This is a genomic window from Streptomyces sp. ASQP_92, from assembly GCF_025399895.1.
Lineage (GTDB): Bacteria > Actinomycetota > Actinomycetes > Streptomycetales > Streptomycetaceae > Streptomyces.
Map to the genome: position 1 here is coordinate 216,000 of NZ_JAODUA010000011.1, position 14,608 is coordinate 230,607.

The window sequence follows — 14,608 nt, forward strand, 5'->3', positions numbered from 1 at the left end:
CACGGCAACTACCAGCCCAGACAGCCGAAATGGTCCGCCAGAGAACTGACGGACCATCATGAAGGGTTCGGCACACGCAGGTTGACGGCCTTCACAGGTCTCACACAGCCAACTACGCAGGTGCCGCCGGGGATCTTTGGCCCGATCGACGGGGTCCCGGGACACGCCCACTGCGGTGAACCGCCATACCCAGGAAGGGCCTGAACATGTACACTCGCCCGAAGATTGAACCTAGTGGATTCCGCCGTCCGAGCCCTGGCGAAGAGTCAGGACCCTGGCGAGGCCCACTTGACCTGGCGTCACCACTTCGTGGCGATGCTCATGGTCCGTAGGGGTTCAGGAAACTGGTCGGGGGGCTGGTGTGGTGGCAGCGGCTGCATGCGATATCGCCGAATTGATCGGCTTTGACCGCTTGGAAGGCCATGTCGTTCAGGGCGGAGGGGGTCTCAGGCGGGCGTGTTGTGCGGGCCTGACGGCACATTTCCTCAATGGTGTCATTCAGGGGATGGTGGCGGTATTTGGTGAACCAGCGCCGCTGTTGACGAGCCATCAGATCGTTGCGCCCCGCGTCCGAGGTCGACATGTTGTCGGCGTCACGGAACGGCCACTTCTTAAACCGCGATTGCCGACTCCATGCCCGCGCGCCAAGTCCGGCAGAGCGTAAACGATCAATCGATCACAAGAACTGGCTGACCATCACCATCAAACGGAGCTCGCGGAGCTCTGGTGATGCTAAACGCCGTCGTCGACACCCAAGTCTCATTGACGAGGTCCTGTCCCATGCTACCCGAGGGAAACTGGTGCCGCAAACCTTGCCTGCCCCTAGACGGCCAGTGGGCGATTTTTCTGAGCCAACGGTCCCCGCAGTCGATGAATTGGACCACCGCATTATTCATGCCCTCCGTATCGACGGGCGGGCGCCGTTCAGCCGGATCGCCGAGGTTCTGGGCGTCTCCACGCAAACGGTCGCCCGTCGTTACGGGCGGCTGAGCAGCGAGTTGTCGCTACGCGTTGTCGGGGTGGTGAACCCGAGGCAACCGTCGGGCGGGAAGTGGATTCTGCGGCTCACGGCCAGCCCGAACACCGCGCAGAATGTCGCGCAGAGCCTGGCCCGGCGGGACGACACCGCCTGGGTGCGGCTTATGTCCGGGGGAACCGAAATATGCTTCGTCATGAACTCCGCGGCGCACCACACCCTTTTGTTCCGCGAGATCCCTCGTGTCGCCAGCATCGCCGAGGTATCGGCGCACCGTCTGCTGCATACCTATCTGGGCGGTCCCACCGCATGGCAGGGTCACACCACCGCTCTCACCGACGGGCAGCAGGAACAGCTGCGCCGAACGCTCGACTCGCCTGACGTCGCCGACGAGCCCAAGTTCCGCGCGTCCCTGCCGCAGGGGGACTGGCACCTGCTGGCCGCCTTGCAGCGCAACGGCCGCATCAGCTACACCGATCTCGCCGCCGAGACCGGCCAGTCCTCGTCGACCATCACGCGTCGAGTCGCCGCATTACAGGCCAGTGGCATGCTCACTTTCGACGTCGAGATCAGTGCGGAGGTGTACGGCGTCACCACGCAGGCCCTGTTGTGGATGTCGGTCGCCCCCTCGCACCTGAATGAAGTGGCGAGCACCCTGATGCAACACAGGGAAATCGCCTTCCTGGCCTCCACTACCGGCCCGACCAACCTGGTGGCCCTCGTCCTGTGCAGGACTCCCAGTGAACTGCATGACTATCTGGCCCATGGTCTCAGCGCGTTGGACTCCATCCGCATGCTCGAAACAAGTCCTGTTCAGAGGACCCTGAAAACCTGTAGTCCTTTCCTGCAAAGCGCACAGCAGCCGCCGGCATAGCAATTCGGCGCGGCGCGGGTTCGAAGCTCCCGTCGGTCGACGAGTTCAGGGTTTCGGCAGCGTGCGAAAGGGCGGGTTGCCCGGGGGGAATCGCACCCCCGGCTCCCGTAGATCACGTAGATCACGTAGATCCGTAGTGTGAGCCTTGTTTCCTCCACCAGAGGTTTGATGACACGGCTGGCGCTGCGTGAAATGTGCCGTACCGCCGCACCTTTCGGACAGCGGCGGTCGCCGCGCCCCCACCGCGCTCTCCAGGTGAACTCCCCGCTGAAATCCCCATCCCCTTGATTATTCGTGAGGAATTCGAGGGGTTCACGAACAATCAAGGCGAGTGGACGGCCTCTCGGCAGCCTGGAGTGATCAGTGGGCGTAGACGAGGTGGGCGATGCGTTCGGCGAGCATGATCGTCGTGAGGTTGGTGACGCTGGACGGCACGTACGGAATGATCGACGCGTCCACGACGCGCAGGGCGTCGAGTCCGTGCACGGCTCCGCGCGAGTCGACGACGGCCCGAGGCGAGTCGGCGGTACCCATGGGGGCGGTGGAGGTGGGGTGGCCGTAGATGGAGAGGCCGGACTCGATCACCCGCGTCAACTGCTCGTCCTCGTCCGGCAGTTCGCGTGGCATCAGGAGCCCGGCGAGTGACGGCGCGAGGGCCGGGTCGCGGGCCAGATCACGGGCGATCCGTACGCCTTCGAGCATGCGCCGGCGGTCGCGTTCGGTGCCGAGGTAGTTGTGGTCGATCAACGGCTGGGACAGTGGATCGCGGTCGGTGAGGCGCACTGTGCCCTGCGCGTCGGGGAGTACGAGAGCCGTGGACAGGGCTATGACACCGCCGGGCGGCATGAACGGGGCCCCGTTGGGGTGCACGGCGACGACGTTCAGGTCGAGTTCACCGTCGGCGGCCTCGCTGGAGGCGGTCCACAGCAGCGCACCGAGGGCCGGAGTCATCTCCGCCTGCCCCGGGGCGAGCGCGTACACCGCGGGGCAGAAGGGATGGTCCTGGAGGTGTTGTCCGACGGGGAGGTCGGCGAGGGGCTCGATGCCGAGCGGCGCCAGTTCGCCGGCGGGGCCGATGCCGGAGCGCAGCAGGATCGCCGCGCTTCCGTAGGTGCCGCCGGAGAGGATCACCTCGTCGGCGTGGTGCGCGGTTCCGTCGGCGGTGAGCACGCCCGTCGCGCTGGTGCCGCGGAACAGGACCCGGTCGACGGTGACGCCGCCGTGCACGGTGAGGTTCGGACGGGCCCGCACCTCGGGGGTGAGGTAGACCAGTGCGGTGTTCTGCCGGACTCCGTCGAGGACGTTGACCGCGAAGGCTCCGACACCGCGCTGCTCGGCACCGTTGAAGTCGGCGATCCGCTTGTGGCCCAGGGCGACCGCGGCGTCGATGAACCCGCGGTGCGCGGGGGTCAGCTGGGAGTCGGCCAGTTGACGGACGGGCATCGGCCCGCTTCGGCCATGGAACTCGTCCTCGCCGGTGGGGGTGTTCTCCAGGTCGCGGAAGTACGGCAGGACGTCGGCGAAGCTCCAGTCGTCCAGCCCGCTCTCGACCCAGCGGTCGAAGTCGCGGGCGCGGGCGCGCAGGGCGGCGCCGGCGTTGACGGCGGAACTCCCGCCGATCACTTTGCCGCGCAGGGCCGCGACCTCGGGGCTCAGGTGCCCGCCCCGTGAGATGTATCCCCAGTCGTGATCGAGATCGGCGATGCGGTTGGCGTCGAGCAGAGATTCGGGGAACCGGGTGGGGCCGTAGTCGGGGCCGGCCTCCAGCAGCACGACGCGCCGGTCGGGGTTCTCGCTCAGGCGCGCGGCGAGCACGGCGCCTGCCGACCCGCCGCCGACGATCAGGACGTCGGACGGTTCGACGGAGTGGGACAAGGTAGGACCCTTTCGATGCGTGGGAGGGGGAGGGCGCATCCCGATGGCGAGCCGTCCCGGGCGACGTCGCACCCGCGCTCACGGCACGGATGTGAGCGTCGGACGTGAGCGTCGCCGGAACCGCTGTCAGGGTCGGCCGGCCGGCACGGGGAGCCCGTTCCGGATGACGCCCTTGTTCCGCATGAGGAAGTCGGCCAGGTAGCCGTCGTGCGGGACCGAGGGATCCATCCAGTAGGTGGGCAGGCTTCCCGCGTACACGTTGCTGATGGTCGGCTCGTCGAGAAGGCGGTCGACGAGCTGGTCGTCGTGGGTCATCGCGTTGAGTACGAGCGTGTTCTTCAGCGGGTCCGTACCGGCCTCGCGCGTCCAGGGCGCGATCCACACGCAGGGGAACGGAAGTTCCACCGCTGCCTGCGGGGCGCGGGGATCGTCGAGTTGGTGGACGGCGGGCATCAACGCGGCGCTCCCGTCGCCGAGTTCGCCCACGATGCCGTCGCCGCCGAGCCAGGCCCGGGTGCCCGCGGCCTTCTTCAGCAGGTGCGTCTCGATCGCCCTGGCGACGGCGAGCGGCTGTACGGGGAGTACGGCCTTGTCGTCCTCGGGAGGCAGGGGCATCGCGGCGGACAGCCGTGCCGCGACGGCCTCGGCGAGCGGAGTCGGGTCGCCCTCCACGAAGATCGCCGTCGTGTTCACGCATCCCGTCCCGCCGTGACCGCTCACGGACGCGACGATCACGTCCAGGTGGTCGCGCCAGTCCACGTCGGCCGTGATGAGGATCTTCGACCGGCCCGGACCCTGCGGCAGCACCGTCGTGGCCTCGCCGTACTTACGGGTCACCTCCTCGCCGCCGTACACCATCCCCAGGTCGGCGCCGCGCAGAATGGCGTCGGCACCGGCGTGGTCGGTGGGCAGGAGCGCCACCTGATCGTCGGCGAATCCCGCGCTCCGCAGCGCCGTCACCAGCCGGTGCGGGGTGAAGGGATCACGGCTCGACGGGCGGATCGCGACGCGGTAGCCCAGCGCCAGCGCCTCCGGCCAGATGCTGTGGGTGCCGGGGTGGTTGCCCGCGGCGTGCACGGCGAACACGTCTCCGCGCCGCGTCCACACCGAACGCCCGGTCCGCGTCAGCGGATCGCGCCAGGTGTCGACCGCTCCCCGTGGGCGGGCGTACTGGACGCTCGCATGAGCCTTCGCCACCCGCTCGGCGACCGTCGTGGTCGCCGTGACGACGGAGGAGATCGGGACGCCGCCGACTCTGCTGACCGCGTGCTGGTACGCCTCGACGGTCAGGCCGTCGATCGTCGCGGTCGCGAAGAGCTCGGCCGCACGGGTCATCGCGTCGGCCCGTTCGTCGGCGGGCATGCCGCCGCCCCGGCGCAGCGCCGCCATGGTGCGGTTGACGAACAGCGGGGGCACCAGGCTCAGTTCGGCGAGCGTGGTCCCCGCCACATCGGTGACCTGCTGGATGTTCCGGGAGCGGTAGGAGCCCGTTGCGCCGAGCGCGGGCAGGTCGATCATCAGTAGACCCCTTCGATGACGTTCTCGTCGTCGAACACCGCGACCGTGCCGATGTCGGCGACCGAGTCCCCGACCAGGCCGTTCACCTGCGGAATCCGGGTGGCGAGGTCGCGCTCCAGGTTGCTGGGCAGCAGGAAGGACTTGCTGACGTGGTTGACCAGCACCCGGCCCCGCTCTCCGTAGGCCACCGGCTCGAGGCTCTTCGGGTCGACGACCGTGAAGGTCACGTAGGGGGAGAACGAGTCGAAGACGCACGGGTCGTCGACGGAGATCCCGGCGCGCTCGCCCGCGACCCCGATGATCATCGTGCTTCCGTACTCGCCGCACAGCGCGACATCGGGGAACACCTCGGTCTTGAAGAGGTGCCGGGTGTCGGCGTCCATCTGTGTGCCGCCCCACCTGATGCACTTCACCCGCTCGTTGACCAGGGCCGCCAACTTCTCGTCCCTGGACAGCCGTTCAAGCAGCGGCGGGGTGATGGTGAGCAGGCCGATGTCCTGCGTGCGCAGGACGTCGGCGGCCTGGTCGATGAGGTGCTGGGCGTAGGCGTCGACCTGGCCGAACTGGCCGCCGGCGATGAGCCGCTTCACCCAGCGCGGGTCGAGGTCGATCGTGAAGCCGTGGCGGCCATGCGTCACGGCGTGCCGTCGGAACAGGGTGCCCACGACGTGCGGCCCGGTCGGGATGATGCCCAGCCAGTTCTTTCCCCGCGGCACACCGTGACGGTCGAGGTTGGCATTGCTCCAACTCACCATGCGGTCGCGCCAGTCCCGCATCAGGACGACCCGCTTCGGGGCGCCGGTGGTACCGCCGCTCTCGAAGAACCCGATCACGTCGGACGGGTTCCGGTATCCCCGGGGAACCAGGTCCTCGCCACGGACGTCCCGCAGCTCCGAGGCCACGTTCGGGAAGAGCCGCAGGTCCTCGTACGTCTTGACGTCGGCTCGCGGATCGAAGCCGAGAGTGGCGGCTCGCTCCAGCCAGAAGGCGCAGCCGGTCTCGGGGTTGAAGTGCCACTCCATGGCGGCGCGTATGTATTCGTCGGGATCGGGCTGGACGTCGAAGGGAAGGTCCAGGATCTGTTCTGCGGTATGAGGCATTGTCTCTCCCTCATGCATAAGAGTCGGGTGTGTCGGGGCACGGCGACGGTGCCCCGACGTGGTGAAGGGCGGTGGACGCAAGGAGGGTTCGCCGCAGAGGAAGCGGGCGGAAGCGGCGGCTACGGTTGCAGCCGGCTCGTGCGCCACTCCTGCGCGGCGCGGTCGTAGCGCAGCCTGCGGTGCAGCCGGTCCGAGCTCGCGGACCAGAACTCGACGACGTCGGGCTGGAGTCGGTAGCCGACGAAGAACTCCGGCCGGGGCTGGGGCGCCCCGGTCAGTTCCAGGCGGCGTGCCCTGGCGCGCAGAGCCTCGACGTCCTCAAGGGGCTCGCTCTGTTCGGTGACCGTCGACATGGCGTGCAACGGGATCGCCCGGGCGGACCACAGGGCGTCCGACTCGGCTTCGGACAGCGGCACGGCGGGGCCGGAGAGGATGATCTGCTGACCGGTCTCCCTCCAGTACAGCAAGCCCGACGCCCACCCCGTGGCGGCGATTTCGCGTCCCTTCTGGCTACAGCTGTGGCTGGTGAACACCAGACCGAGGTCGGTGACCTCGATGATGGCGATCGTCCGGTTGGAGGCGCGGCCGCGGGAGTCGGCAGTGGCCAGCGCCATCGCGGTGGGCTCACGGACTCCGCTGTCCCGTGCCTGGGCGAGCCAGTCGCGCACCAGCTGGAGCGGCTCCGCCGGCGGCTTGTCGTACTCGGGGAAGGGGAGGTCGACCTTCCCGCTGAGGGACTCAAATCCACTCGCCTCCACCGCGGGCGCGCCCCTAGACATGGAGCGTCCCCTCGGCCACCAGGGCGGCGTGCCCGCCGACGTGGACCGAGCGGACCGACTCGCCGACGCCTTCGGCGGTCGCCCGCATCACCGACGCGCGTCCCATTTCCACGCCCTGGGTAATGGTGATCTCCTGCCCGTACTCGGCGAACCCGTGTCGGGCCAGGTGGATGGCGAGAGGCCCGGCGGCCGAACCGGTCGCCGCGTCCTCGACCACGCCGTAGGCGGGGGAGAACATCCGCGTCCGCCAGCCACCGTCCGCCTCGGCGAAGCAGTTGGCGGCCATGTCGGGGAAGTGCGAGAGGGCGCGGTGGTCCGGGTGGAGGGCGGACAGCGCGTCAACGTCGCTGAGCCCCACGAAGACGTGACGCGGCCCGTTGCGGTAGATCTCGACCGGGGCCGTCGACGACTCGACCCCGAGTGCGGCCAGGAGTTCCGGGGCGAGGTCGTAGGGCTTCGAGGTGGGAACCGGCTGCTCCATCCGCACCCACGCGGAGCCGTCGCGGGTACCGAGCTCGAAGGGGATGACCCCCATCGCGGTCTCCAGCCGCAGACTGTCGCGTTCCCAGGAGCGGCCGAGCGCGAAGGCGGTGCCGAGCATCGGGTGCCCGGCGAAGGGCAGTTCGTTCACCGGGGTGAAGATCCTGATGCGTGCGTCGCCGCCCTGCTGGGCCGGCAGCACGAAGGTGACCTCGGAGAGGTTCATCTCCTTCGCGATGCGTTGCATCGTCTCGCCGGTCAGATCCTCGCTGTCGAAGAAGACGGCGACGGGATTGCCCAGCAGCGGCTCGCGGGCGAAGGCGTCCACGACCATGTAGTGGTGCGTCATCGGCGCTCCGTGGTTTGTGCCGATACCGAGGGTCCGGCGGAGAAGGCAAGGCCGAGCGAGTCGATCCCCTCGGCCACGGCTGCGACATCGAAGCTGGTGCGGTGGTCGGGCGCGTACCCGATCAGCTCGGCCGCCCGGTTGGGGGGCAGCGGCTGATCGGCCGGAATGTCCGAGTCCCACCACATCACCGCGCCCCAGCGGCCGCGTTCACGGTCGGCGATCCACAGCTTCAGGTGCAGTCCCCTGACCTCGCGCCACGGCTCGACGGAGCCGTCGCGGAGATCCTGCTCCAGGGATTCGATGGTCTGGTGGGACCTGGCCAGGTCCCACCAGACGACATCCACTCTCATCGACCGAGCACCCCCTGTATCGCCTCGCTGATGATGCGCGGGCCGTCGACGGTGAGCACCGACTCGGCGTGGAACTGAACCGAGGCGAAGCCGGGCCCGCGGAGCGCGTTCACCTCGCCGGTCTGCTCGTCCCGGCTCACCTCGACCACACCGATCCCCTCGACGTTTCGCTTGCTCACCGCGCTGTGCGCGGCGAACGTGTTGTAGAAGCCGACGCGTTCGCGCAGGCCGAACAGGTCGATCTCGCGCTGGACACCCTGGTTGGGTACCTCGCGGCGTTGCAGGTCGAAGCCGAGCCGCATGCTGAGCACCTGATGGCTCAGGCACACGGCCAGCATCGGCCGGTTGCTCGCCAGGGCGGTGTCGACGGACTGCCGCAGCTTGGCGATCTTGGGGTGGGAGGTCATCCGGGGATCTCCCGGACCGGGGCCGAAGACCGTGAGGTCGTAGGCCGACACGTCGTACGGCTCGTCGAAGCGGCGGACCTCCACGGAAAGACCCAGGGAGCGCAGCTGCTGGTCGAGCATCGCGGTGAAGGTGTCTTCCGCGTCCACGACCAGGGCCTTCGCGCCGCCCAGCAGGGCCCCGGCCGGCGGGCGGTCGCCCTTGTCGCGGAGCCAGAAGCTCGCGATCCGCTCGTTGCGGCGATCCAGGGCGGCGAGGACCTCGGGGTTGGCCGCATAGCCGGAGTGCTGGTCCGACTTGAGCGCGTTGAGCAGGGTCGCCAGCTTGATGCGGGTCTCGGCGACCTCGGCCATCGGGTCGGAGTGGCGCACCAGAGTGGCCCCCACCGAGATGTTCATCCGGCCGCCGGGATCGATGTCGGCCGTCCGGATCAGGATCGCCGAGTCGAGCGTCTGCCGTCCGCCCGCGTCCCGTCCGATCAGCGCGGCGACCCCGCTGTAGTAGCCGCGTCCGTTCGGCTCGTTGCGCCAGATGACCCTGGCGGCGCTCTCCAGGGGGCTTCCGGTGACCGTCGGGGCGAACATCGTCTCGTGCAGGACCTCCCGCACATCGCGGCTGGTCGTGCCCTCGATCAGGTACTCGGTGTGCGCCAGGCGGGCCATTTCCTTCAGGTACGGCCCGTGGACACGGCCCCCGTCGTCGCAGAGCCGGGCCATCATCTTCAGTTCCTCGTCGAGGACCATGTAGAGCTCGTCGGTCTCCTTGGTGTCGGCGAGGAACTCCATCACCCCCTGCAAGGTGGGACCACCGGACGGATACCGGTAGGTGCCGCTGATCGGGTTCATCACGGCCGAGCCGCCGGCGAGCGAGATGTGGCGCTCCGGTGTCGCACCGACGAGCGTGTTGCGGCCGGTGTGGATGATGAAGGTCCAGTAGGCCCGCTCCTCGCGCTCCAGCAGACGCCGGAAGAACGACAGGGCGCTGGTCAAGGAGTAGTCGCCGATGTCCGCGACGAACGAGCGCTTCATCACGAAGTTGGCGCCCTCGCCGGTACCGATCTCCTCGGTGACGATCTGGCGCACCATCTGCGCGTAGGCGGCGTCGTCCACGTCGAAGTGTCCGTCGCTCACCTCCGTCGGGACCTGCGGAAAGCGGGCAAGCGCTTCGGTGACCGGCACCGAGTCGCGAGCGGTGAGGCTCATCCCGAGCAGGGGCGTGGCGTCGTCCCGTGCGGCGAAGCCGCGGTCGGCCAGTTGCCGGTAGGGGACGAGCACCAGCGTGTCGAGCGAGGGACCCGGGGTGCGGTCGTCGGCCACCGGGATGTCGTCGAGGGACTTGTACTCGGTCACCGGCCCGCTCAGGACGTCCAGCGTGCCGGGGGAGCCGCTCTCGGGGCGGTGGATGATCGCGAAGGCGGGCAGTTCCAGGGCGAGAACCTGCCGCAGGAGGTCACTCATGCGAGCACGTCCTCGGAGGTGACCACCATGGCGCAGGACCTTGCCGCGTATTCGAGGGTCAGCCGGTGGTGGACTTCGGAGAAGTCGCCGAGCGCGTCGGCGACCAGGAAGGGCTGGATGTCGTTGGAGAACGCGTCCAGCGCGGTCGACAGCACACCGATGTGCGCGTAGACGCCGCACACGATCAACTGGTCACGCTTCAACGCACGCATACGCCGCATCAGTTCCGACTTGAAGAACGCGCTGTAGCGCCACTTGGTGCTCATCCAGTCGTCCGCGTCGGGTTCGAGTTCGGGCACGACCGCGCGTTCGGTCTCGTCGGTGCGCATGCCGGGGCCCCAGAAGTCCTTCAGGAGCCCGCGCTGTTCGTCCGTCATGCTGCCGGGCTGGGCGGTGTAGGCCACCGGCACACCCAGCGCACCGCAGCGCTTCTTGAGATCGGCGATGGTGCGCACCAGTTCACCGCGCATGCCTTCCTCGAAGGGATTGAGGAAGTAGCGCTGCATGTCGTGGATGAGGAGCACGGCCCGATCCGGGTGGACGGTCCAGCGCACGGCGTTTTCGGGCAGCGCATACCTCGGCGGCAGGCTGTAGGGCGTGATCGGCGGTATTCCCGTCATGACAGGGCTCCCCTTCTAGGAATCTCAATACCCGGACCACGCCGAGACCACGTCGATGGCCTGGCGGGTGTTGAGTCGCGGGTCACACAGGCTGGTGACGGGGCCCGAGCCCAGCTCGGCCGTGTCCACCACGCACTCGGTCACGTCGTCGGGGGTCGCCTCCAGATGGAGCCCCCCGGCCGGAACCCCCGCCAGGTCCAGGACCCGCCGGAAGCCGCGGACTTCCCGGGCGACGTTGCCCACGAGCCGGTATTTGGTGCCGTCGGGCGCGGAATCGGTGTTCCCGTGCATCGGGTCGCTGAGCCAGATCACCGGGTGCCCGGCCGACCGCACGGCCTCGACGAGCCGGGGCAGCCTGTCGGCGACGAGGTCGGCGCCCATGCGCACGATGAGTGAGAGCCGGCCCGGCTCCCGCTCCGGGTCCAGCCGGTCGCACAGCTCGACGATCTCGCCGGGGGTCATGGACGGGCCGACCTTGCAGGCGACCGGGTTGATCACCTGGGCGAGCAGGGCGACGTGCGGGCCGTCGATCTGCCGGGTCCGCTCGCCGATCCACGGCCAGTGGGTGGAGCTGAGCCAGCGCCGACCGCCGTCGAGCTCGCGGAGCATCGATACCTCGTAGTCCAGGAGCAGCGCTTCATGGCTGGTCCAGACGGCGGACGCGTCGAGCCGGGGCGCCGGCCCGACCCAGCCGAGCTGCATCATGATCTCTCTCGCGGCCATGTAGCCCGTGAGCATGCGCAGGGGATCGGGGCGCCTGCTCTCCTGGGTGGGCTCCGGCCCGTTGATCATGTGCCCGAAAAATGACGGCAGTTCGGCGTCACCGAGCTTTTCGAACCGGCTGGATCGGGGCTTGGAGAACTGCCCCGCGATACGCCCGACCCGCAGCGTCCGCTTGCCGGTGGCGGTCTCCAGGTTCTGGGCGAGCAGATCGATGAGCCCGGCCTTGCCCTGGATGTGCGCGGCCGTGCACTCGGCCGGGTCCTCCGCACAGTCCCCGGCCTTCAGCACCTGCATCTCGCCGGTGGCGACGCGGGCCAGGTGGGAGCTGAGCTTCTCCACCTGGGCCGGGGTCACCAGCGGTGTGACGGACGACAGTATCGCTCGGACGAGCTCGACCTGGGGCGGATTGTCCCATTCGGGCTGGTGCCGCGCCCCGGCCCTCTCGATGTCGGCGAGGGTGTTTCCCATACGACCTTCTCCATTGATTGATAGGAAGACGCCCGGCGAAAGGCGTTCAGGTCGGTATGTCGGCCCGCTTGACCTGAGGAACGGCGATGCCCAGAGCCCTGAACTGCTGGCAGGGGTTCATGAACTCGCGCTGGCTCTTGATCTTCCCGTTCTCGAACAGGAAGGAGTGCAGGAAGTGGTTGCGGTAGTGGCCGTCGGGGTAGTCAGCGAAGCGGATCGTTCCCTCGCCGTCGCATTCCACCCAGAACCGGTTGGGGTCCTGCGTGTCGAAGATCTCGATGTTCGTCCAGACCCAGTCGGGGAAGCACTTGAGTGACCATTGGCCGTGGTCACCCAGTCGGTCCCGGCCCGTGATGACGATCGGCTCTCCGGTCTCGGTCGTCCAGAGACCGCCGGTGCCGTCCTCGGTGAACAGAAGGTGCCGGCGCAGGCGGTCCTGCCCGCGGGTGTTCATGTACTGCTCCACGATGGCGCGGTTGCTCGCTCGCGTTTCCGCTTCGCTGCGGGACTTCGCCAATGTGTCGGTTATTTCAGCGGTGCCGGTGTTGTCGACCATCGCAACTTCCTGTAGTGCCGAGGTAAAGCGGGACAGCCGCGCACACAAGGGCAGGCTCCTGCGGTCACGACGACGGGCGAAAGAGCACCGTCACGCATGGGTTCACGAGATTCCTCTTGAACTCGCCTGCCGTGTACGGCGGGTTATGTGAGGACTGTGCTCAGCCGTTGGCCGGTTCGGGAAGCGGATCACCGCTGTCTGGCCGAAAAGTTCCAGTGGGCATGACCGCCTGAGGGATCTACTCCATGGTCTGGCGGATCCACTCCATGGCCGGGGCCGCTTCGCTCGAGCGTCGCTCCACCAATCGTTGCTCAGGGCGACCGTCGGTCGGCTCGTTCACCGGTCGGCCTGCGTTCCTCTTCTCTCTGTGTCTCCTGTGCGAGGGGCGCCCGCGCCTCCTGCCGGCAGCCCGGAACTCCGGCCCGCCGCCGGGGCCCGGACCTGCGCCGCCGCCCTGGTCGCCGCCGTGGGGCGGAACCGCGCATCCGACGTGAATTTCGGCCACCCGAGCCCCACTCGATGGAACGAACCAGCCAATACGGCGCCACGCGCGGTGACCGACCTGGAGAACCCCTAGATTCCGGATGCGCACCGAACACCCCGATGGCGTCCGTATCGAAGAAATCGGAAAACCATCGCCCGAGCGTCGGCCGCGATCACCCAGGTATTGCTTGAGAAACCCCACACAAAACGCTTGCCCAACCAGAAGGAATTCCGATGAAGCGTATCGGTGAACATGCGGTGGTGCTGGGCGCGAGCATCTCGGGTCTGCTCGCCGCCCGGGTGCTCTCCGAGGCATTCGACCGGGTCACGGTGGTAGAGCGCGACGAGCTGCCGGACGGGCAGCGGACCCAGCGGCGAGGCGTGCCGCAGGGCCGCCACGCCCATGGCCTGCTCTCCAAGGGAGCCAAGATCTTCGAGGAGCTCTTCCCCGGGATACTCGACGACTTCGTCGCCGGGGGCGCGCCCGTCATCGACGGACCCGCGGAACTGCGGATGCGCCTGGGCGGCCACTTGCTGTGCATGGACGGCGAGTACGCCGACCTGTCCCGCACCTACCAGCCGAGCCGGCCGCATCTGGAGAGCGGGCTCCGCGCCCGGATCGGGGCCATCGCCCACATCAAGGTGATCGACCAGTGCCAGGTCACCGGGTTGCGAACCACCCCGGACCATGGCGCGGTCACCGGTGTGGGGGTCAGGTACCAGGGCAGCGGCTCCGAGGACGTGATCCCGGCCGATCTGGTGGTGGACGCCACCGGCCGGTCAGGACGGACCACCAAGTGGCTGGTCGAGATGGGGTACGAGCCGCCGGCCGAGGAACGCATCGACGTCGACATCATGTACACCAGCCGGTATCTGCGGCCGGCCCCCGGTTCGATGGGCCGCGAGAAGGTCGTGATCATCGGGCACGCGCCGGGGAGCCCCATGGGCGCGGAGTTCCTCGAGGAAGAGGACGGCCGCTGGGTCCTGACGCTGATCGGCTACCGCGACCACCATCCGCCGACCGACCCGGCCGGGTGGGTCGAGTTCGCCAGGCCGCTGGTTCCCGACCACGTCTTCGCGGCGATCCGCGACGCCGAGCCGCTCAGCGAGATATCCGCGCACCGCTTCCCGGCGAGCGTGCGCCGCCGCTACGAGAAGCTGACCCGGTTCCCGCGCAGGCTGGTGGTGGTGGGTGATGCGATATCCAGCTTCAACCCCATCTACGCCCAGGGGATGACGGTCGCCTCGCTCCAGGCGATGGCGCTGCGCGACTCGCTGAGCGGTGACCTGGATCAGGTCGCGCAGCGATTCTTCCGCAAGGCCGCCAAGCCCATCGGTGTCGCCTGGCGGATGGCGACCGGCAGTGACCTGGCCCTGCCGCAGATCGAAGGCCCGAGGCCGCTTCCCGTGCGGCTCATCAACTCCTACATGGACAAGGTGCTCGCCGCGGCCGAAACGGACATGGCCGTGGCCGAGAAATTCCTGAAAGTCCAGTACTTGCTCGAACCGCCGACGACATTGTGCACCCCGGGCATGATGTGGCGCGTTTTGGTGGGAAATCGCCGACGGCGCTTCCCGGCACCAACCCATTAAGG

13 protein-coding genes are annotated in these 14,608 nt (G+C 68.3%); 2 read left to right on the top strand and 11 right to left on the bottom strand.

What is annotated here, in order from left to right:
* Positions 1-319 precede the first annotated feature (319 nt).
* Positions 320-583 carry a hypothetical protein gene (locus N4G70_RS23270; RefSeq protein WP_261714626.1) on the bottom strand — a complete coding sequence of 88 codons (264 nt, stop codon included), beginning with the start codon at positions 581-583 and terminating at the stop codon, positions 320-322.
* Between the two features lie 292 nt (positions 584-875).
* Here N4G70_RS23270 and N4G70_RS23275 point away from each other — a divergent pair, with 292 nt between their 5' ends.
* Positions 876-1,850, top strand: coding sequence for an Lrp/AsnC family transcriptional regulator (locus N4G70_RS23275; protein ID WP_261714627.1), 975 nt, complete (start codon positions 876-878; stop codon positions 1,848-1,850).
* Positions 1,851-2,210: 360 nt separating this feature from the next.
* Here N4G70_RS23275 and N4G70_RS23280 read toward each other — a convergent pair whose 3' ends face one another.
* The 10 genes from N4G70_RS23280 to N4G70_RS23325 all read right to left on the bottom strand — a co-directional run bounded on the left by N4G70_RS23280 (position 2,211) and on the right by N4G70_RS23325 (position 12,530).
* Positions 2,211-3,725 (bottom strand): GMC family oxidoreductase, encoded by a 1,515-nt coding sequence (locus tag N4G70_RS23280; protein ID WP_261714628.1) that lies wholly within the window; start codon positions 3,723-3,725, stop codon positions 2,211-2,213.
* Positions 3,726-3,851: 126 nt separating this feature from the next.
* Positions 3,852-5,243: an aldehyde dehydrogenase family protein gene (locus tag N4G70_RS23285; RefSeq protein ID WP_261714629.1), complete on the bottom strand. Its 1,392-nt coding sequence runs from the start codon at positions 5,241-5,243 to the stop codon at positions 3,852-3,854.
* Complete coding sequence (locus N4G70_RS23290; protein ID WP_261714630.1) at positions 5,243-6,343, bottom strand: phenazine antibiotic biosynthesis protein; 1,101 nt, start codon at positions 6,341-6,343, stop codon at positions 5,243-5,245. Before N4G70_RS23290 ends, N4G70_RS23285 begins: the two co-directional genes overlap by 1 nt.
* Positions 6,344-6,462: 119 nt before the next feature.
* Positions 6,463-7,122 carry a phenazine biosynthesis FMN-dependent oxidase PhzG gene (gene phzG / locus N4G70_RS23295; RefSeq protein ID WP_261714631.1) on the bottom strand — a complete coding sequence of 220 codons (660 nt, stop codon included), beginning with the start codon at positions 7,120-7,122 and terminating at the stop codon, positions 6,463-6,465.
* Entirely contained in the window at positions 7,115-7,951 is an 837-nt protein-coding gene (locus N4G70_RS23300; protein WP_261714632.1) for a PhzF family phenazine biosynthesis protein, read from the bottom strand. Before N4G70_RS23300 ends, phzG begins: the two co-directional genes overlap by 8 nt.
* The gene (locus N4G70_RS23305) at positions 7,948-8,301 is read right to left on the bottom strand and encodes a hypothetical protein (protein WP_261714633.1); all 354 of its coding nucleotides are present in this window, start codon (positions 8,299-8,301) and stop codon (positions 7,948-7,950) included. Before N4G70_RS23305 ends, N4G70_RS23300 begins: the two co-directional genes overlap by 4 nt.
* Positions 8,298-10,163, bottom strand: coding sequence for an anthranilate synthase family protein (locus N4G70_RS23310; RefSeq protein ID WP_261714634.1), 1,866 nt, complete (start codon positions 10,161-10,163; stop codon positions 8,298-8,300). The genes N4G70_RS23305 and N4G70_RS23310 overlap by 4 nt, the downstream gene beginning before the upstream one ends.
* On the bottom strand, positions 10,160-10,783 hold the full coding sequence (locus tag N4G70_RS23315; protein WP_261714635.1) for an isochorismatase family protein: 624 nt from the start codon (positions 10,781-10,783) through the stop codon (positions 10,160-10,162). The genes N4G70_RS23310 and N4G70_RS23315 overlap by 4 nt, the downstream gene beginning before the upstream one ends.
* Before the next feature lie 24 nt (positions 10,784-10,807).
* Positions 10,808-11,974 carry a 3-deoxy-7-phosphoheptulonate synthase gene (locus N4G70_RS23320; protein WP_261714636.1) on the bottom strand — a complete coding sequence of 389 codons (1,167 nt, stop codon included), beginning with the start codon at positions 11,972-11,974 and terminating at the stop codon, positions 10,808-10,810.
* A 46-nt stretch (positions 11,975-12,020) separates the two neighbouring features.
* Positions 12,021-12,530: a phenazine biosynthesis protein gene (locus tag N4G70_RS23325; RefSeq protein WP_261714637.1), complete on the bottom strand. Its 510-nt coding sequence runs from the start codon at positions 12,528-12,530 to the stop codon at positions 12,021-12,023.
* A 717-nt stretch (positions 12,531-13,247) separates the two neighbouring features.
* Here N4G70_RS23325 and N4G70_RS23330 point away from each other — a divergent pair.
* Complete coding sequence (locus N4G70_RS23330) at positions 13,248-14,606, top strand: NAD(P)/FAD-dependent oxidoreductase (protein ID WP_261714638.1); 1,359 nt, start codon at positions 13,248-13,250, stop codon at positions 14,604-14,606.
* Positions 14,607-14,608: the final 2 nt, after the last annotated feature.